The sequence below is a fragment of the Streptomyces sp. ITFR-21 genome (genome assembly GCF_031844685.1).
Classification (GTDB): domain Bacteria; phylum Actinomycetota; class Actinomycetes; order Streptomycetales; family Streptomycetaceae; genus Actinacidiphila.
The window spans coordinates 4,908,048-4,926,063 of sequence record NZ_CP134605.1; the positions used below are offsets into that span (position 1 = coordinate 4,908,048).

14 protein-coding genes and 2 pseudogenes are annotated in these 18,016 nt (G+C 73.8%); 8 read left to right on the forward strand and 8 right to left on the reverse strand.

The genetic code is table 11. The annotated features are described in order from the left end of the window. Positions 1–7: 7 nt before the first annotated feature. The 4 genes from RLT57_RS22125 to RLT57_RS22140 all read right to left on the reverse strand — a co-directional run bounded on the left by RLT57_RS22125 (position 8) and on the right by RLT57_RS22140 (position 7,134). Positions 8–1,909 (reverse strand): M1 family metallopeptidase, encoded by a 1,902-nt coding sequence (locus tag RLT57_RS22125; RefSeq protein WP_399129145.1) that lies wholly within the window; start codon positions 1,907–1,909, stop codon positions 8–10. Between the two features lie 246 nt (positions 1,910–2,155). Beyond that, positions 2,156–3,289 (reverse strand): ricin-type beta-trefoil lectin domain protein, encoded by a 1,134-nt coding sequence (locus RLT57_RS22130; protein ID WP_311299027.1) that lies wholly within the window; start codon positions 3,287–3,289, stop codon positions 2,156–2,158. A 316-nt stretch (positions 3,290–3,605) separates the two neighbouring features. Then, positions 3,606–4,901 (reverse strand): hypothetical protein, encoded by a 1,296-nt coding sequence (locus tag RLT57_RS22135; RefSeq protein ID WP_399129903.1) that lies wholly within the window; start codon positions 4,899–4,901, stop codon positions 3,606–3,608. 169 nt (positions 4,902–5,070) lie between these two features. Continuing rightward, on the reverse strand, positions 5,071–7,134 hold the full coding sequence (locus tag RLT57_RS22140; protein ID WP_311299028.1) for a hypothetical protein: 2,064 nt from the start codon (positions 7,132–7,134) through the stop codon (positions 5,071–5,073). A gap of 217 nt (positions 7,135–7,351) precedes the next feature. Here RLT57_RS22140 and RLT57_RS33420 point away from each other — a divergent pair. After that, positions 7,352–7,489 (forward strand): annotated as a pseudogene (locus RLT57_RS33420) (fibronectin type III-like domain-contianing protein); the annotation flags it as partial. A gap of 112 nt (positions 7,490–7,601) precedes the next feature. After that, positions 7,602–7,907, forward strand: coding sequence for an NEW3 domain-containing protein (locus RLT57_RS33425; protein WP_399129147.1), 306 nt, complete (start codon positions 7,602–7,604; stop codon positions 7,905–7,907). Here RLT57_RS33425 and RLT57_RS22145 read toward each other — a convergent pair. Next, the gene (locus RLT57_RS22145) at positions 7,844–9,082 is read right to left on the reverse strand and encodes a DUF4032 domain-containing protein (protein WP_311299029.1); all 1,239 of its coding nucleotides are present in this window, start codon (positions 9,080–9,082) and stop codon (positions 7,844–7,846) included. The two genes, RLT57_RS33425 and RLT57_RS22145, sit on opposite strands and share 64 nt — an antisense overlap. 224 nt (positions 9,083–9,306) lie before the next feature. On the opposite strand from RLT57_RS22145, the gene RLT57_RS22150 reads away from it, so the two are divergent. From RLT57_RS22150 to dhaL, 3 genes are all read left to right on the forward strand, one after another. After that, positions 9,307–9,741, forward strand: coding sequence for an Asp23/Gls24 family envelope stress response protein (locus RLT57_RS22150; protein WP_311299030.1), 435 nt, complete (start codon positions 9,307–9,309; stop codon positions 9,739–9,741). A gap of 160 nt (positions 9,742–9,901) precedes the next feature. Next, a complete protein-coding gene (locus RLT57_RS22155; RefSeq protein WP_311299031.1) occupies positions 9,902–10,900 on the forward strand; it encodes a dihydroxyacetone kinase subunit DhaK in 999 nt (332 codons plus the stop codon). Positions 10,901–10,912: 12 nt separating this feature from the next. Continuing rightward, positions 10,913–11,602, forward strand: coding sequence for a dihydroxyacetone kinase subunit DhaL (dhaL, locus tag RLT57_RS22160; RefSeq protein WP_311299032.1), 690 nt, complete (start codon positions 10,913–10,915; stop codon positions 11,600–11,602). 123 nt (positions 11,603–11,725) lie between these two features. Here dhaL and RLT57_RS22165 read toward each other — a convergent pair whose 3' ends face one another. Both RLT57_RS22165 and RLT57_RS22170 read right to left on the reverse strand, forming a co-directional pair. Beyond that, a complete protein-coding gene (locus RLT57_RS22165) occupies positions 11,726–12,418 on the reverse strand; it encodes an HAD family hydrolase (RefSeq protein WP_311299033.1) in 693 nt (230 codons plus the stop codon). Positions 12,419–12,623: 205 nt separating this feature from the next. Next, complete coding sequence (locus RLT57_RS22170; RefSeq protein ID WP_311299034.1) at positions 12,624–13,553, reverse strand: ScbA/BarX family gamma-butyrolactone biosynthesis protein; 930 nt, start codon at positions 13,551–13,553, stop codon at positions 12,624–12,626. Between the two features lie 169 nt (positions 13,554–13,722). On the opposite strand from RLT57_RS22170, the gene RLT57_RS22175 reads away from it, so the two are divergent. The 3 genes and pseudogenes from RLT57_RS22175 (at position 13,723) to RLT57_RS22180 (ending at position 16,066) form a co-directional block, all read left to right on the forward strand. Continuing rightward, on the forward strand, positions 13,723–14,409 hold the full coding sequence (locus tag RLT57_RS22175; protein ID WP_311299035.1) for a ScbR family autoregulator-binding transcription factor: 687 nt from the start codon (positions 13,723–13,725) through the stop codon (positions 14,407–14,409). Between the two features lie 172 nt (positions 14,410–14,581). Continuing rightward, positions 14,582–15,007: pseudogene (locus tag RLT57_RS33430) on the forward strand (carbohydrate binding domain-containing protein); the annotation flags it as partial. A 42-nt stretch (positions 15,008–15,049) separates the two neighbouring features. After that, the gene (locus RLT57_RS22180) at positions 15,050–16,066 is read left to right on the forward strand and encodes a right-handed parallel beta-helix repeat-containing protein (protein ID WP_399129905.1); all 1,017 of its coding nucleotides are present in this window, start codon (positions 15,050–15,052) and stop codon (positions 16,064–16,066) included. 47 nt (positions 16,067–16,113) lie between these two features. Here the strand turns inward: RLT57_RS22180 and RLT57_RS22185 are convergent, their stop codons facing one another. Further along, a complete protein-coding gene (locus tag RLT57_RS22185; protein ID WP_311299037.1) occupies positions 16,114–17,871 on the reverse strand; it encodes an LCP family protein in 1,758 nt (585 codons plus the stop codon). Between the last annotated feature and the right edge of the window lie 145 nt (positions 17,872–18,016).

The following is an 18,016-nucleotide window of genomic DNA, read 5'->3' on the forward strand; positions in this document are numbered from 1 at the left end:
CCGCCGGTCAGCCGTCGATGCGGTGCGTGCTCCAGAACGACGTCAGGTCCGTGCCGGTCGCCGCCTGCGCCGCCGCCTTGAACTCGGCGGTGGTGGAGACGCCGTACCAGTGCGCCGTCGCGTAGTCGCGCAGCAGCGTGGTCATCGCGGTGTCGCCGATCAGCCGCCGCAGGTCGTGCAGCGCGCATTTGCCGTAGCCGTAGACGACGGTGGAGTAGCGGGAGGAGTGCGCGTCCCAGTACGCCATCGAGTTGGTGATCTTCTCGCTGGAGGAGGCCCAGGAGACGCTGTTCCAGCAGCTGGCGCCGGTCTTGCCCTGCGCCAGGTCGGTGGAGTAGTCGGTGAACGCCTCGTCCAGCCAGGGGCTGTTGTACTCGTCGTCGCCCACGATGCCGTACCACCACTGGTGGCCGAGCTCATGGGTGAGCGCCGTGGTGTCCACCAGGTCCAGCACGAAGCCCGGGTACTCCATGCCGCCGAACCAGAAGTTGTTGTCCAGCACCGCGTCCACCTCGCTGTACGGGTACGCCCCGAAGCGCTGCGCGTGCGCGTCGATCGCGTTCTCCGAAGTGGTCAGCATCGACTGGGCGTTGGCGGAGCTGATGCCGCTGACCGCGTAGACGTTGACCTTCACCCCGCCCGGCGAGGTGCCCGAGACCTTGCTGAACGCGCCCGCGCCCCAGGCGAAGTCGCGCACCTTGCGGGCGGTCGCCTTGGTGACCGTGCGGCCCGAGGTGCCGGCAGTGTCGACCGAGGTCCCGGTGGCCGGCACCAGCAGGCTCGTCGGGTGGTCCAGGGTCACGTCGAAGTCCGACGCCAGCGAGTAGAAGGACTCACCGTTGTTGGTGTACGGGTCCAGGTGCCAGCCCGAGCCGTCGCGGACCGCCAGCAGCGGCAGCGCGTTGCCGATGAAGGCGAACGCGCCGTCGTGGCCGAACCGGTCGGCGCCGCTGGGCACGGTGATCTTCAGGTCGAAGCCGATGCTGCCGCTCTGCCCCTGGTTCAGCGCGGTGGGCAGGGTGATGTGCAGCGCCGTGCAGTCGACGCTGAGCGCGCTCGCCGTACCGCCGGTCACATTGGTGATGGTGATCGGCGTCGTCGGGCAGCTGCCGTGGTAGTTGTCCCACAGCCGCAGATAGAGGTCCCCGAGCGGCGACGCCGAGGCGTTGGTGAAGGTGACGCTCTCGTGCCCGTTCCAGGTGAAGCCGGACGCGTCGCTGGTCAGGCTGACGGTGTACGCGGGCGTGGCGGGGGTCCGGGTCGAGTCGGCCGGCGGCGTGGTGGGCGGCGTCGTCGGCGGGGTGGTCGGGGGAGTGGTCGGCGGGTCGGTCGGGCCGCCGCCGGAGACGTTGAGCGCCACGTCGTCGACCACGAAGCTGGTCTGCAGCCCCGAGTCCTCGACCCCGCTGAACGCCAGACTCGCCGTCTGCCCGATGAACGACGAGACGTCGAAGGTCCGTTGCACATAGCCGGGCGTCGCGTTCAGGTTGGAGTACGTGGCCAGCGTGGAGCTGCCGAGCTTGGTGGTGAGCTTGTCGTACGCCGTGGAGGTGGTCGTCTCGGCGGTGTCGATGTGCAGCCACACGGTCAGCGTCGCCGTGGTGCACCCGGCGGGCAGCGTGAGCGACTGCGACAGGGTGTCGGTGTGCGTGGACCCGTAGCCGTCCAGCCAGGCGAAGTGGGTGCCGCCGTGGGCGCTCTGCCCGGTGGCGGTGGAGATCACCCCGCTGGACGCGGTCCACGGTGCGGTGCCGTCCTCGAAGCCGCCGTTGCCGACGACCTGGGCCGGCACGCAGGCCGCCGCGGTCGCCGCTTCGGGCCGGGCCTGCGCGACCCCGGTCACGGCGGCCGTCACCACGAGCCCGGCGGCCCCGGCGGCGGCCATGAGGGTGAGCAGTCTGTTGCGCATCGGATCCTCTGCGGTGGGGGAAGGGCGATTGACCAGACGCGACAGGAGTGTGCGGGGCGCGGGGGGTGCCGTTAAGGGGCGCCCGCGAGCTGTAGGGATTTCCCTACGGGGGCGGCGGGCCCGCGGCGCGCGGCGGCGGTGGGGGCGGCCGGCGGCCCGGGGTCCGTCCGCCGCCGGAACGGCGAAGGGCCCGGCGCCCGGCGGAGGTCGCTCCGCCGGGCCCCGGGTCCTGCCGTCAGGCCGCCGTCAGGAGGGCAGCGTCCACTGCTGGTTGGTGGCGCCGGCGCAGGTCCAGATCTGCAGCCGGGTGCCGTTGGCGGAGCTGGGGCCGGTGGCGTCCAGGCACTTGCCGGACTGCGGGTTGACCAGGGTGCTGCCGGACTTCTGCCACTTCTGCGAGCCGGTGCCGTTGCAGTCGTACAGGTCCACCTTGGTGCCGTTGGCGGTGCCGGCCGCGGTGACGTCCATGCACTTGCCCAGCGCCTTCAGGGTGCCGTCACTGCCGACGGTCCAGTTCTGGGCGGCGGTGCCGTTGCAGTCGTAGAGCTGCACCGCGGCGCCGTCGGCGGTGCTCGCCGCCGCGACGTCCACGCACTTGCCCGCGTAGCCGGAGCGGATCGGGCCGGTGGCGCCGCCGCCGGGCGGCGGGTTGGTGGTGGGCGGCGGGGTGCTGCTGCCACCCACCCACGTGGTGGCGGCGGCCGAACCCGCCGCGTCGATGGCGGTGTTGTTCTCCACCGGGCTCGGCACCTTGCCGGGGAAGACGACGAAGGTCACCGGCCCCTCGGTGCCGCCGGTCGCCGGGTCCGGGTCGATGCCGAGCGCGGTCGCCAGCGAGTACGACCCCTCGCCGATGATGTCGTCGGGGCCCTCGTCGGCGAAGACCGCGTAGACCACCTTGTTGCTGTAGACGACGGCGGCCACGCTGCCCGGGGAGATGCCCGCGGACTGGTAGTCGAAGCGGCTGCTGGGCAGCGGGACCACGTAGTAGTGCGTGACGTCGGAGGTGAAGAACTGGCCGGTGGAGGTCTCGAACGAGGTCTCGTTGTAGTACCAGGGGTCGGTCGAGCTGTTGCAGTGCGAGGTGGAGATCCCGTCGCAGTCGATGTCCATGTCGGACGTCCAGGTGTACGCCGAGCCGTTCCTGCAGATCTGGACGGTGGCGGCCTCGCCGTCGTCGGTGGCGTACTTGCCGTTGGAGGCGGGCGTACAGTTCGCGGCCTTGGCGAGCAGCTGCGCGGCGGTCGGCCCCGCGGCCGCTGCCGCGGGCCTGGTGGCGACGGCGTCCGAGACGGTCGCGCCGACGCTGACCGCGGCGGCGAGCGTGGCCACCGCGACGCCGAGGGCGGCCAGGCCCAGGCGGAGGCGTTTACGTGTCATGGGTCACCTCTTCGATCATGTTCGAGGGTCCGAACGAAGGTGGGGGTGGGGGTAACCGGATGGACAGGTAACCTTACTGACAGATACCTGTCAATACTTGGGGCGGGCGGGAGCGTGCCGCGTCGTGCCGCGTCGTGCCGCGTCGTGACCGGTGCGGCCGCGCGGCCGGGCCGCGCTGTGAGTGGCGCGGCGGTACGACACGGCCGGGTGGTGCGGCGGGTGGCGTGGGCCGACGGTGTCGGGTGGAGCGGCGGGTGGCGTGGGCCGACGGTGTCGGGTGGAGCGGCGGGGGTGCGGCGGGCGGCGGCGGACGGCGCTACGGACGGTGGGGCTGGCGGGTGCGGGCGAAGTCGCCGCGCAGGACGCGGGCGGCGAGGCCGTCGGGGCTGCCGCCGCCGGCGTCGTCGCCGGTTCCGGTCGGGCCGGGCTCGTCCGGGATCAGCGAGCCGTACCCGGTGGCCGCCCACACGCTCTCCCGCGCCGGGAGCTCGAAGTAGGGGACCAGGCGGCCGTCCGCGGTGCGGTCGGTCAGGACCTCGGGGGCGCGGTGGGCGCGCAGCGACCGCTCGCAGTCGCGGCAGACGGCCACGTCCAGGGCCTCCCGGCGGCCCAGGGGCCGCCAGGCGGTGCGGTGGACGGCCCGGCCGTGCAGCGGGTCGAAGAAGCACAGCGGCAGGGCGCCGGTGTTGCCGTCCAGTGCGTCCCGCCCCTCGGCGACCAGCACCAGGACGCCCGCCAGGTCGGGTATCCCGCGGGCCCCGTCCAGCACCTTGCCCGCCGCCGCGTACGCGTCCAGCGCCCGGCTCAGCCCCGGCCGGGGCGCCGCAGCCTCGGCCGCCTCGCCGAGCGCGATGACCTCCGCCTCCGCCCGCCGCCGCAGTCCCGCCTCGTCCGCCGCCCGTCCGGCCGCGAACACCGCCTGCGGGAAGGCGTACGGGCCCGTACGCTTCGCCTCGCGCCGCCGTCTCACCAGCAGCAGGCCGCCGAGAACCGCCACCGCGGCGGCGGCGCCCAGCGAGACCGGCAGCGCCGCGCCGCCGCCGGAGCCACCGCCGCGCTTGGCGGCCCGGGAGGCGGTGCCGCCCAGGTCCGCCGTCGCCTCCTTGTAGACCCGGGCGCCGTCGCCCGCCGCGATCAGGTCGATCGCCTTGTCCACCCGGTCGGCGATCCCCGCGTTCCTGGTCTGGTCCAGGAACCCGACCGCCCACACCGCGTACCGGGCCTGGTGCCGGTCGTCGGGCCACTCGTAGCCGTCGAGCATGTCGGTCGACTGGTCCATGGTGATCAGGATCAGGTCGTGCAGGCCCAGCCGGTCGTGCACGACGCTCGCCAGGACGGAGGAGTCGCCGTCGAAGGCGTCCCCCTTCACCAGCGGCACCAGCGCCACCTTCACCGGCAGCCCGGTCCGCGCGATCCGCGCCGCCACCTCCTGCCGCCGTGCGGCCGGTACGGCGCCCGCGTAGGCGGGGTCCACGTACACCGGCGAGGTACGCAGCGCGTCGGCGACCCGCTCGCCGGGCCCGGCCGGCGCCGCCCCCGCGGGCGCGGCTCCCAGCAGCAGCCCCAGTACCAGCGCCCCGGCCGCGCCGAGCGCCAGGGCCCCGCGCCGCAGCCGTCGGCCGCCACCCGGGCCGCCGGTGCCGCCGCTCGGGCCTCCGCGGGCGGCCACGCCGGTGCCGGCGGCCGTGCCGCGCCGGCCGGACCCGGCGCCGCGCCCGCCCGCCGCCGCGTCCCGCTCCGGGCCGTGCTGCGCGGCTTCCGCCCGGACCCGGCCCCCGTGCTCACTGGACACTCGCGTACTCCCTTGTGCGTTCGATCAGCCGGTCGAGACCGTCACCGACGGCCGGGAGGGGGCCCGGGGCGTCCTGGTAGGGGACGCGGGGGCCGCTCCGGGCGGGCAGGGTCAGGGGATGGACGGCCGTGGCGCGGCAGGCGGCGCACAGACGGCGGCGGTCGGGGGCGGCGCCCGCGCCCTTGCGCAGCTGCGCCGGGGCCTTCTCGGCGCGGCCGTGCAGCGGGTTGACGGCGCAGCAGTGGTTGTAGGGGTGGCCGTCGAGGGCGGCCTGGCCGGCGCGGGCCAGGACGATCGCCGCGGTCCGGTCGGCCGGGGAGGCGTTGTCGGCGGTGAGCAGCACCGCGGCGTCCAGGTACTCCCAGACCCGGGCCCGGGTCGCGGCGGACGGGTCCGCCGCCGCGAACCCGGCGGCCAGCGCGTCCACTTCCCGCCGGGCGGCGCGGGCGAGGTAGCCGGCCGAGGGACGGCTCGGCGCCCTCGGCGCGGCGCGCCGGCCCGGGACGGCCGCCCGGCGGCGGCGGATCGCCGCGACCGAGCCCCGGGTTCCGGCGGTGAGCGCGAGCAGCAGGGCCGCGCCGAGGGCCCCCATCACCAGGCCCGGCCAGAAGTCCCCGTGGTAGAGGCCCGGCAGCCGGTGGTCGTCCAGTGCCGGTGCGGGCTCGTCGGGGCCCTCGGCGGCGGAGGTGGTGCGCGGCACCTTGACGAGGTACGTCATCAGCTGGTCCAGGCGGGCGCCGAGCCGGTGGTCGTCGGCCTGGTAGGTCTGGTCGTAGCCGATGGCGGCGGGCAGCAAGGTGCCGTAACCCGCGTCCAGCCGGAGCCCGTAGACGTAGACGTCGATGGTGCCGCCGAGCGGGTCGGCGACCACGTACACGCCGTCCTCGCCGAGCCGGCGGTGCAGCGCGGTGACGAACGCCTCGGTGTCGCCCGCGGACTCGTCGTCGGTGAGCTGGGGGACGACCGCGATCCGTATCGGCCCCGGGGTGAACGCGGCGATCCGGCGGTCGAGCCCGGCCAGAGTCGCCGCGTCCAACTGCTGCGGGCTCTCCGGGTCGGTGTAGACGGAGGCCCGCGCGAGGCCCGCCGCCACCCGGTCCACCCGGGCGGTCAGATCGGCCTGCGTGGGCCGGGGCGCGGGGCTGTCCAGGCTCTGGTCGAACAGCCGCGGTGCCCCGGCGCCGATGGCGAGCGCCAGCACCGCCGTGACGCCGAGCACGGCCGCACCGGCCGGTCCCGACCGGCGGCCGGCGCCGCCCCCGCCGCTCTTTTCGCCCTCGTCCTTCCCGCCCTTCCCGGCTTTGCCGCCTCGGCCGGCTCTGCCGCCCTTGCCGTTCCATCCGCCCGGCCCGTCGGCCCCGGCCAGGGCGCGCGCCCGCCGCCGCACCGCGTACCAGCCGAGCAGCAGCACCGTCAGCGGCACCCCGGCCAGGACGAGGCCGGTCAGGAAGGACTGGTCGGCCCGCCCCGTGCTGTCCAGGTAGAAGTCGGCGACCTCGCGGTTCGTGCCGCCGTACCGTTTGCGCAGCTGCGCCGCCCGCGCCGCCGCCTTGTCCGGGCCGGAGGCGACGGCGTCGGTGAACTCCTGGAAGGACCGCAGAGGTCCGGCGTCGTACGGCAGCCCGTAGAGCGCGATGGTGAAGGCGTCCTCGGCGGGGGCGGCCACTCCGAAGGCCCGCGCGTTGGCCACACCCAGCGGTCCGACCAGCACGTACAGCCCGTCCCGGCCCAGCCGGTCGTGGACGGTGCCGAGCAGGGTGTCGGCGCGGCTGCCCTGTTCGGGCAGCACCAGCACATACGTGGGCACGCCGGTGTGCCGGGCCAGCGCCGCGAACCGCGGGGCGGTGGACCGCGGCACCCGCCGGGGCAGCTGGTCGGTGACGTACACCGGGTTCGACCGCAGCGCCGCCGCCAGCCGTTCGGACTGCGGCGCGGCGTCCGCCGGCTCGGCCGCGGCCCGCCCGGCGCCGAGCGCCAGCACCGCCGCCGCCATCAGAAGGGCACCCGCGACCAGCCTCCCGGGACGCCCTCTTTCCTTGCTTCTCTTGTCCATCACCGGCTCCATCCCCCGTGCCTGACGCACCAGACCTTAGCGGGGGGCACGGACGGCGGCACCGGCCGTCCCCTTAACCGGCCCGCGCGGAGCCCGTATCGAGCCCCGCCGTTCACAAAGCGGTTCTCCGTTCACGTCCTTGACGCCTTCTTTGGGCGGGCGCAGACTTCCAGTCGTTTGCGCTCAGCTCCTGAACCCGCAGGCCGACGACGCCCTCTTGGACTATTGGAGAAGACGGCTGAAGCCCGGCCAGACCCGGACGGTACGGCTCACCCTCGGGCCGGACGACCTGCGGGTGTGGGACAGCGCCGCACACGACTGGACGGTGCCGGACGGCCGTTACCCGGTCTACGTCGGCCAGTCGTCGGCCGGTACGCCGCTCGCCGGTACGGTCACGGTCCGCCGGACCGTCGGCACGCAGTACGTGTCGGTGGCCGCCCCCGGCACCACCGACGCGGGCCCGGACGGTGCGGCAGACCTTCACCAACACCGGCGACTCCACGGTCCGGGACCTGCGGCTCGCCCTCGACCTGCCCGCGGGCTGGACGGCGAAGCCCGCCGCGCACGCGAAGGCGGCCGCGGCGGTGGGCCCGCACTCCTCGGTCAGCACCTCCTGGAGCGTCACGGCGCCCGTCGCCGCCCCCGCACCAGGGGGCGCCGGCGGGCGTCCCGTCCGCCTCCCGCGCCCTCCCGCGCCCTTCCCGCGCTCTCAGGCTTCCTCGGCCACCGGGACGGACGGGTCGGGGACGTGCGGGAGGACGTCGGTGACGTAGCTGGCGACGGTCGCCTCGAGGCCCACGTCGTGCTGGGCGCGTTCGGACAGGTACCAGCGGTGTTCGAGCAGCTCGTGGTACAGCTGGGCGGGGTCCATCCTGCCGCGCAGGTCGGCCGGGACGGTGCGGACGGCGGGGCGGAAGACCTCGCGGACCCAGCGGTGGGCGAGCACCTCGGGGCGGGCGCCGAGCGGGTCGCCGGGAGCGTAGTCGTCCTGGGTGGCCATCCAGGACTCCAAATCGTTGAGCAGGCTGCGCGCCTGGTTCTCCTCGGTGTCCAGGCCGGTGAGGCGGAGCAGCTGGCGCTGGTGGTGGCCGGCGTCGACGACCTTGGGGACGAAGGCGACGGTGTCGCCGCCCGGGGAGTGCTGGATCTGCATCTCGGCGACGTCGAAGCCGAGGTCGTTGAGGCGGCGGATCCTGCGGTCGATGTGGTGCCGCTTGCCGGTCGGGTAGACGGACTCGCTGGTCAGTTCGTGCCACAGGTCGCCGTAGCGGGCGCAGATCGCGTCGGCGAAGGTCAGCGGGTCGACCGAGGGGTGCAGCGAGCCGCCCGCCTCCAGGTCCATCAGCTCGCCGGCGATGTTCAGCCGGGCCACCTCGATGTCGTAGTCGCGCTGGCCGTCGCTCAGACCCGGCTGCACCTGGCCGGTCTCGGCGTCCACCAGGTACGCGGCATAGGCGCCGGCGTCGCGGCGGAAGAGGGTGTTGGACAGCGAGCAGTCGCCCCAGGCGAAACCGATCAGGTGCAGCCGGACCAGCAGCACGGCCAGCGCGTCCAGCAGCCGGTTGACGGTGCCCGGCCGCATCGTCGTCTCGAACATCGACCGGTACGGCAGCGAGCCGTTGAGGTGGCGGGTGATCAGGGCCGGCTCCAGCGCCTCGCCGGCCGCGTCGACCCGCCCGGTGACCACCGCGATCGGGTCCACCGCGGGTATCCCCAGCCGGTCCAGGTCGCGCAGCAGCCCGTACTCGCGTACCGCCGCCCACTCGCTGACCTCCTTGATCGCCACCACCTCCTGCCCGGCGCGGGCGAAGCGCACCACGTGCCGGGAGATGCCGCGGGGGAGGGCGACCAGGGAGGCGTCCGGCCACTGTTCGAGCGGCAGGTGCCATTCCAGGTCGAGAAGGTCCGACGGGTGCTCCGCGTCGAAGGCCTTGATCTGCAGTGGCACGGGATGCCTCGGTTTCTCTCGCGTCGTCCGCTTGCCGGCCTGTCGGCCTGTCCGCTGGTCACGTCCGCCGGACGGTCCACCGTCAGGAGTCTAAGCAGGCCGTCCAGGGGGTCCGGCCGTCCGCCATGGTGGTGAAGTGGCGGGTGGCAGTGACCGGCGCCACAGTGAAGGGGAGGGGGCCGACAGCCATTCCGTCGTGAATGCTTCTGCGAAGGGGATTCCCCGTGGCGAACACCGAGAATGTGACCGGAGCCGTGACCAGCAGGAAGAAGGACGTGTCGGGCCGGACGTCCATCGCCGATTCGGTGGTGGCGACGATCGCCGGCATCGCCACCCGTGAGGTCGACGGCGTGCACGCCATGGGCGCCGGCGCCTCCCGCGCGGTGGGCGCGGTACGGGACCGGGTGGCCCGCTCCGCCGACCCCACCCGCGGGGTGAAGGTCGAGGTCGGCGAGAAGCAGGCCGCCGTCGACCTGGACATCGCGGTCCTGTACGACGTGGAGATCGCCGACACGGCGGCGGAGATCCGTACCGAGGTGGCGACCGCCGTGGAGCGGATGACCGGCCTGGAGGTCGTGGAGGTCAACGTCAACGTGCGCGACGTCCACGTTCCCGGCGACGACGGCGACGAGGACGAGGACGACGCCCGGGTCAGGTGACCGCCGGGCGCGGGCCGGGAGCCCCTCGGATCCCGGCTCGCGGTGTGTATACCACATAGTGCTACCAGTCGTGGCGTTGAGTTGCCGGTCCCGCCGTCACCACTCAGCATGAGGTGACAGGAGACCGCCCGCCGTTCTCCGGAAAGGTGTGGCATCGCTCATGGGTCTCTACTTCGCGAACGCGATCGACAACCTGGTGGTCGACGCGCTGGCCGGATTCGCCCGCGCGCACGCCGGAACGGTGACCTGGAACGAGCCGGACGGCTATGTGCGCGCGCTGCACACCTCCCCGGCCCGCCGGGTCGGACTGGTGTCCGGCGGCGGCTCCGGACACGAACCGCTGCACATCGGCTACGTGGGCGCGGGCATGCTGGACGCGGCCTGTCCCGGCCGGATCTTCGCCTCGCCGCACAACCGGGCCATCTTCGCCGCCTCCCGGGCGGTGGCCCGCGAGGACGGCGTGCTGCACCTGGTGAAGAACTACACCGGCGACAAGATCAACTTCGGTATCGCCGCGGAACGGCTCGCCCGCGAGGACATCCCCTGCGGCCGGGTCCTGATCGACGACGACCTCGCCTCGGAGTCGGCGGAGGTCGCCAACGGACGGCGCGGCACCGGGGCGACCCTGTTGGTGGAGAAGATCCTCGGCGCCGCGGCGGACACCGGCCTGGGCCTGAACGACCTGGTCGCCCTCGGCACCGACCTGGTCGCCCGCTGCCGCAGCCTCGCGGTGGCCTCCGCCCCGCACACCGCCCCCGCCACCGGCCTGCCCGCCTTCGACCTGCCGGCCGGCGACATCGAGTACGGCGTCGGCATCCACGGCGAGCGCGCCCGGCACACCCTCGGCGGCGGCCGGCCGCTGCGCGAACTGGCCGAGGACATGGTGGACACGCTGACCGGCTCCCTCGGGGTGGGCTCGGGCACCGAGGTCGTCGTCCTGGTCAACGGGCTGGGCGCGATCACCATGATGGAGCTCTACGCGGTGCTGAACGAGGTGACCCGGCGGCTCGACGACCGCGGCGCGCGGACGGTACGCACCCTGGTCGGCGACTTCGTGACGGCGCTGGACATGCGCGGCTTCTCGCTGACGCTGCTGCGGGCCGACGAGGCGACCCTCACCTACTTCGACGCCCCGGCCCGCACCCCGGCCTGGACCTGACGGGAGACGCCCATGCCCACACGAACCGACGCGGGATTCGCGCCCGGCTTCACCGACACCTGGATGCGCCGGTTCGCGGCCTGCGCCTCGGCGACCGAGGCCGAGCTCAGCGCGCTGGACCAGCAGGTCGGCGACGGCGACTTCGGCGCGAACCTGGTGGCCGGGCTACAGGCCACGCTCAGCCGGCTCGGCGCCGACGACGGCACCGCGACGGCTGGCGCGCCGCTGGACGCGGCGGCGGCGGCCTTCCTGGACGAGGTCGGCGGTACCAGCGGGCCGCTGTTCGGCCTGCTCTTCCAGGAGATGGCCGCCGCGGTGGCCGCCGCGGGCGACGCGCTGAACCTCGGCGCGCTGGCGGCGGGCGTCGGCAACGGACTGGCGGCGATCCAGCGGGTGGGCGAGGCGTCGGTCGGCGACAAGACGCTGATCGACGCGCTGGCCCCGGCCTGCGCGGCCCTCACCTCCTATCCGCCGGACGCCGACCCGGCCGAGGCGCTCTCCCGCGCCGCCCGCGCCGCCTGGGGCGGTGTCGCCGACACCGCCCGGCTCACCGCCCGGCGGGGTCGGGCCAGCTATCTCGGCGACCGCGCCGCCGGTGTGCCGGACCCCGGCGCGGTCGGTATCGGACTGCTGTTCTCCACGGCCGAGCAGCCTGTGACCCGGCTGGCTCCTTTCCTGCCGGGCGCCGAACGCACGGCCTGAGGCGGCGGGCCGCCCGTCCGGCCGACTCGGGGCACCTGCCCCGGGGGGCGCCGGGCGCGGTCCGGCCGGCTGCCGGGCCGGTCGCACCGCCGGCCGGTCGGCCGGCTTAGGACGCCGGGCCGGTCAGGCGGTCAGCTGCCGGCTGACCCGCCGGCTCGCCCAGTCGAAGATCTCCGGCTCGTCGAGGGAGCGGACCCACAGGTCGACGCGGTCGGCGACCTCCTCGCCCGGCCAGGGGCCGACGCCCAGGATCCGCAGGCCGGCCCGGGAGGCGGCCTCCACGCCGCAGCCGGAGTCCTCGACGGCGAGGGTGTCGGCCGGCGCGGCCCCGCAGGCGCGGGCCGCGCTGAGGTAGACGTCCGGGTGCGGCTTGGGGCGGTTGCCGTCGTCGGGGACGACGACGTGGTCGAAGTGGTGCAGCAGCTCCGCGTCGCGCAGGCAGGTCTCCACGACGTCCCGCGGGCAGTTGCTGGCGACCGCGAGCGGTGCGAACTTGGCGGCGTTGGCGACCAGTTCACGGGCGCCGGGCATGGTCTGCGGGTTCTGGGCGACCAGCGTCCTGAAGTGCCCGAGGAGCCGGGCGGTCAGGTCCGCGCCGAGCTCCGGCCGGCCCGCCTCGTCGGCCATGAGCTGCCCGCACTGGGTGTAGTGCAGACCCTTTGCGCGCTCGGCGAATTCCGGGGCGGCGACGAGACCGAAATCCCGCAGGGTGAGATCGCGGGCGTCCTGCCAATGCCGCTCGGTGTCCATGAGGGTGCCGTCGCAGTCGAACACGATGGCCGCGGGGGTCCAGGAATAGATGCGATGAGAGTTCATCGGGGAGTTCCGTTCGAGAATGCCTGAAAGCGCCGGGGAGTGCCGCCGCATTGGCGCGGCGGTCGGTCGGCGCGCCGGTGGATCAGGCAGGCGCGGGCTCTCAGTGGACGCAGCCCGATAAGGAGGCGCTGTAAGCGACCACCAAGAACATATCGATCGTTATGTTATTGACCGACACGCAAGGTAGTCAAGTGAATGCGCAAAGTCACGGGGCGTGTCGCCCGTATCCGAGGACCCCGTAAGCGGTGCAGCCGCCGTCCTGCCGGATCCTGAACACGCAGGTCCGGTGGTGCGGGAGGCAGTCGACACGGGCGGCCGGGGCGAACTCGGTGAACCGGGTGGCGATCAGGCAGCCGCTGGTGGGGCGGCGCAGCGCGCCGCCGCTCGCCGCCGCGGCGGCCTGCCGGGCCGCCTCCAGCAGCACCATCCCGGAGACGTGGTCGGTGGGGTGGTCGAAGAAGAACGGGTGGTTGGGGTCGGCGGGCTCCACCGTCGGCGTGTCCGCCCTTCGGGTGATCACCACGTCCCGCCGTTCGGCCACCGCGAGCAGCGCCGGGGCCGGGCGGCCCCCGGTGGTGGGCGGCGGGGGGCTGGCGGTGAGCCGGTCGGCGCGCAGCGCGGCGTAGCGGCCCGGGTCCACGAACCGGGCGCCGCCGCCGGCTCGGGCGAAGGCGGTGCCGTCGGCCAGGTAGGTCACATCGAGCCGCAGGCCGTTGGTGACGCCGTTCCCGCCGCGGCGGATCCCGCTCACCGCGACCTGGCAGGTCACCTCCGTGCAGCCGTGGCCGACCCGCGGCTCCTGGTCGGGCCGCAGTGAGAAGCGCAGGTCGGTGATGAGCAGATGGGCGTCGTCGGGCACGCCGAGGTACCGCAGCGAGACGTAGATCCCGAGCTGGCGCAGGGTCTCCACCATCACCAGCGGGCTGTGCAGATCCGTGCCGTCGCGCGGGAAGGTGGTATGCGATCGGGGCCAGCTCGCCGCCGCCGCGAAGCCGCCGTCGCGGTCCGGCCGTACGTCGGTCAGCAGGACCTCGGCGACCGACGCCCGGTGCACCATCTCCCGGTCGACCGTGCGGGACCAGCTCAGCGGATGGCCGTACCCTGGCCCCGAGGTGTCCCCGACCGATGGTTTCATAACATAAGCAGAACTCAAGCTCGGCTGACCCGCATGCGCATTGGTGCCGGATTCCTGTCCGATTTCCGCGTGGAATGCTTCGCGGATGTTACCCGGAGCCGCCGGGAAGGCAGTACATTGCTGCCGTTGGCAACGCCTGGCAGCGATGTGGCATCCGGAGTGAGCGAGCGTGCAGGTACGTGCGGAGACAACGCGAAGGTTCCTCCTGGAGTCCGCGGCGCAATTGTTCGACGAACGCGGGTACGCCGCGACCAGCATCAGCGACATCAGCGCTCGTTCGGGCCGTACCAGCGGCGCGATCTACTTCCACTACGCCAGCAAGGAAAAGCTGGCGCTCGCCGTCGTGGAGGCGCACTTCGCCACCTGGCCCGCGCTGATCGGCCGGGTCCGGGCCGCGGACGGACCGGCGCTGGAGAAGCTCGTCGCGCTCAGCTTCACCGTGGCGCGGGCGTTCCGGGACGACGTGGTGGTACGCGCCGGCTCGCGGCTGTGGATGGAGCGCAAGGCCATCGACGAGCAGCTGCCGACGCCCTTCGTCGGCTGGATCGAGGCGGTCACCGCCCTGCTGGAGGAGGCCCGCGCGCAGGGCACCCTGGCCGCCGGCGTCGACCCCGCGACCGCCTCGCTCGGCATCGTCTACGCCTTCTTCGGCCTGCACACCGTCTCCGACGCGCTGGAAGGCCGCGACCGCATCGAGGAGCGACTGCACGACCTGTGGCTGCTGCTGCTCGCGGCACTCCAAGCCACCCCCGATCCCGCGGCGCTGCTGGCCCGGGTCCGCGCCGCGGAGACCGGGGCCCCCGCGGAGACCGGGGCCCCCGCGGAGACCGGGACGGAGACCGGCACCTCCGCGTGAGGCGCGGGCGCAGGGGGCGCCGACGGGACGGCGCGGGGGCGCGCGGCGGGGAGCGGCTGCCGGGGCCGGCCGCCGGGAGCGGGTGGGCGGACGCTCTTGACGGTCGGGGCTTTGGTCCAGTCCAATGCAGAAGCAGCTCCGCGTCCCCCCACGTCCCGCGAGGATGCCCGTCATGCGCACACCCGTCCGCGCCGCGCTCGCCCTGACCGCCGCCGGCCTGACCGCCGCCGCGCTGCTCACCCACCAGGCCGCCGCGGCCACCGCCAACCTTCTGACCAACAGCGCCTTCGAAGCCGGCACGCTGGCCGGCTGGACCTGCTCCCCGCTTGACGTTGTCACCAACTCGCCTGTCCACGGCGGAAGTTGGGCATTGAAGGGGGCCACCTCGGCGGGCGACTACGCCCAGTGCGCCCAGACCGTGGCCGTGCAGCCCGCCACCACGTACACGCTCAGCGCGTACGTCCGCGGCGCCTACGTCTACCTCGGCGCGACCGGCACCGGGGTCAACGCCTCCACCTGGACGCCGAGCGCGGCCGACTACAGCCCGCTCAGCACGTCCTTCACCACCGGCGCGGCCACCACCTCGGTGACCGTCTTCACCCACGGCTGGTACGCGCAGGGCACCTACTACGCCGACGACGTGGTGCTCAGCGGGCCCGGCGGCACCCCCACCCAGCCCCCCACCACCGCGCCGCCCACGACGACCCCGCCGCCCAGCACCCCGCCCCCCACCACCGCGCCGCCCACGACGACCCCGCCGACCTCTCCCGGCGGCGGCACGGTGGTCAAGGTGAGTACCGGCGCCCAGCTCAAGGACGCCCTTGCGGCGGCCGTCCCCGGGCAGACGATCCAGCTCGCGGACGGCACGTACACCGGTAACTTCAAAACCACCGCCGCCGGCACCGCGGCGGACCGGATCACGCTCACCGGCTCCGCCCGCGCCGTGCTCACCACCTCGACCGGCGGCGGGTACGGCCTCTACCTCAACGGCGCCTCGTACTGGACGGTCAAGGGCATCACCGTCACCCACGCCCAGAAGGCGATCATGCTCGACAGCGCCAGCCACGTGGTGCTGGACTCGGTCACCGTCTACGACACCACGATGGAGGGCGTCCACTTCCGCAACTCCAGCCAGTACGGCGTGCTGGAGAACTCCACCGTGCACGACACCGGCACCGCCCACGACGGTCTGGGCGAGGGCGTCTACGTCGGCACCGCCAACACGCTCACCGACCGGAGCGACTACGTGCAGATCCTGAACAACACCATCGGCCCCGACATCGGCGCCGAGAACATCGACCTCAAGGAAGGCACCACCGGCGGCCTCGTCTCCGGCAACACCTTCGACGGCAACGGCGAGACGAACGTCAACTACGACGACTCCTGGGTGGACGTCAAGGGCAACAACTACACCATCGAGAACAACCGGGGTGTGCACACCCTCAAGGACGGCTTCCAGACCCACTCCCAGATCGACGGCTGGGGCTGCGGCACGGTCTTCCGCCACAACACCGCCGACCTCACCGGCGCGACCCTCACCCCGTCGTACGCCATCGACGTGACCGACTACGACGCGACCAGCTGCCCGGTCACCGTCACCCGCGACAACACCTCGACCGGCACGCTGGTCAACCCCGGTGTCCCGTTGACCGATTGACCGGCCGGCCGGGCCGCCGCCCCTTCCCCGCGGCGGCCCGGCACGGGTCAGGCGTCGGAGTCCTTCCTGCCGGGCGCGGCCAGATACGCCTGACTCGGCGTCATCGGCACCCCGTTGATCTGGACCGTCCGGTAACGGCTCACCTTGGCGCAGGACTTGGGTGCGTCGGCAGTCTCGGCGTGCGAGCCGGCCACCGCCGCCTCGGTGTCGACGGGTACCGCCGAGGCGCTGCCGCCGGGGAAGGTGCTGCCGGCCGACCAGTCGGCGCCGACCACCAGGACGAGGCCCGCGGTCGTCCCCTGCTTCAGCGCGCCGGCCTGCAGGCCGAGCGCGCGGGCCACGGTCTGGGCCTGGCCCTTCTCGCCGGGGCCGTAGGTGAGCGAGGTGGCGGCGGCGGGCGCGGGCGCGTTGCCGCCGGAGGTGGCCGGGTTGAAGCCCCTGTCGGTCAGCGCGGTCGCGATGGCGGCGGCCCGCCCGCCGACGCCGGTGCCGTTCTGCACCGCGACCGTGATCTGCGAGGCGGGCACCGGGGTGGCGGTCGGCGCGGCGGTCGCCGAGGCGGCGGCGGACTTCCCGCCGGTGGCGGTGGTCAGCGACTGGTCGCCGGCGATGGTGGCGAAGAGCGTCCGGGCGCCCGGCCCGACCAGCACCCGGTTGGCGTCGGACGGGTCGGCCGCGGTCTGCATGGTGGTGAAGGTGATCCGCTTGGCGGGGACCTTGTCCAGGTCGCCGGCCAGCCCGATCAGCTTGGTGACGCTGCCCAGCCCGGTGTCCACGGTGAGCGCCTTGGTGGCGGCGTCGGCCAGCTTGTAGACGGCCGCCGGGTTGGCGAGGGTGCCCGCGCTCTTGAACTTGCGGATCAGCGAGCTGAGGTACGTGTGCTGGGCGTAGGTACGGCCCAGGTCGCTGCCGTCGCCGAAGCCGTGCCGGGAGCGCAGGAACTCCAGCGCCGCCACGCCCTTGAGGGTGTGGGTGCCGGCCGAGAGCTTCAGGTGCGAGTAGGTGTCGTACACGTCGGCGTCGACGCACACCGGTACCCCGCCGACCGCGTCGGACATCTTCACCACACCGGAGAAGTCGACCTGGATGAAGTGGTCGATGGGTATGCCGGTCAGCTTGTGCACGGTGGCGACCTGGCAGGCCTGGCCGTACGCCAGCGCGCTGTTGATCATGCCGCTGTAGCCGGGGGTGGAGGCGCCGGTCTTGCCGTCGGTGCACGCGGGGACGTCGGTCACGGTGTCGCGCGGAATGCTCATCACGGTGGCGTTGGAGCGGTCGGCGGATATGTGCACCACCATCTCCACGTCCGCGTTCTGGCCGGTCTGCACGCCGGTCTTCGAGCAGCCGCCGCCCAGCTTGCAGTCGGCGGCGCTGGTACGGCCGTCGCTGCCCATCACCAGGATGTTGATCGGGCTCCGCCCGAAGGCGTCCACCTTCTCCTTGCCGGCGCTGTCCTTGCCGACGCCGTCGGTGAGCGAGACGCTGTTGATGTTGCCGTTCAGGTGCTGGTAGAGCAGCCAGCCGCCGCCGCCCACCACCAGGGCGAGCGCGCAGGCCGATATCAGGGTGATGCGCAGCACCCGCCGGCCCCGGCCGTCCTGCTTGGCGCGGCGGCCCCGCCGCTGCGCGGCCCGGCCGCCCCTGGAGTGCGCCGCGCCCTTGGACCCCTGCCGCGCCGCCTGCCGCGCCGCCGCCCGGCCGCCGGGCACCGGGCCCGCGTCGGCGGCTCCGCTCCCGGACCGTGGCACCGTGGACGTGTCGCCGTCCGGCGCACGGACCGCGGGATCCCTCCAGGGATCAGTCATCTCCCACTCCCTCGTCAGCGCAGCCCCCCGGGAGGCGGCGACCGAATGCGCCGGACCGGCCCCCGATCGTGGTTCGGCCCGCGCAATGGCGCAAGGCTAAGCCACGTCCTTGTCACCCCGGTTTCCGGCCGGTACGCCCGCGGCG

What these genes read in the sequence shown, in the direction of transcription:
- RLT57_RS22130 (WP_311299027.1), bottom strand. Translation starts at nt 3,289, where the DNA reads ATGACACGTAAACGCCTCCGCCTGGGCCTGGCCGCCCTCGGCGTCGCG.
- RLT57_RS22170 (WP_311299034.1), bottom strand. Translation starts at nt 13,553, where the DNA reads ATGAAACCATCGGTCGGGGACACCTCGGGGCCAGGGTACGGCCATCCG.
- dhaL (WP_311299032.1), top strand. Translation starts at nt 10,913, where the DNA reads ATGCCCACACGAACCGACGCGGGATTCGCGCCCGGCTTCACCGACACC.
- RLT57_RS22125 (WP_399129145.1), bottom strand. Translation starts at nt 1,909, where the DNA reads ATGCGCAACAGACTGCTCACCCTCATGGCCGCCGCCGGGGCCGCCGGG.
- RLT57_RS22140 (WP_311299028.1), bottom strand. Translation starts at nt 7,134, where the DNA reads ATGGACAAGAGAAGCAAGGAAAGAGGGCGTCCCGGGAGGCTGGTCGCG.
- RLT57_RS22165 (WP_311299033.1), bottom strand. Translation starts at nt 12,418, where the DNA reads ATGAACTCTCATCGCATCTATTCCTGGACCCCCGCGGCCATCGTGTTC.
- RLT57_RS22155 (WP_311299031.1), top strand. Translation starts at nt 9,902, where the DNA reads ATGGGTCTCTACTTCGCGAACGCGATCGACAACCTGGTGGTCGACGCG.
- RLT57_RS22185 (WP_311299037.1), bottom strand. Translation starts at nt 17,871, where the DNA reads ATGACTGATCCCTGGAGGGATCCCGCGGTCCGTGCGCCGGACGGCGAC.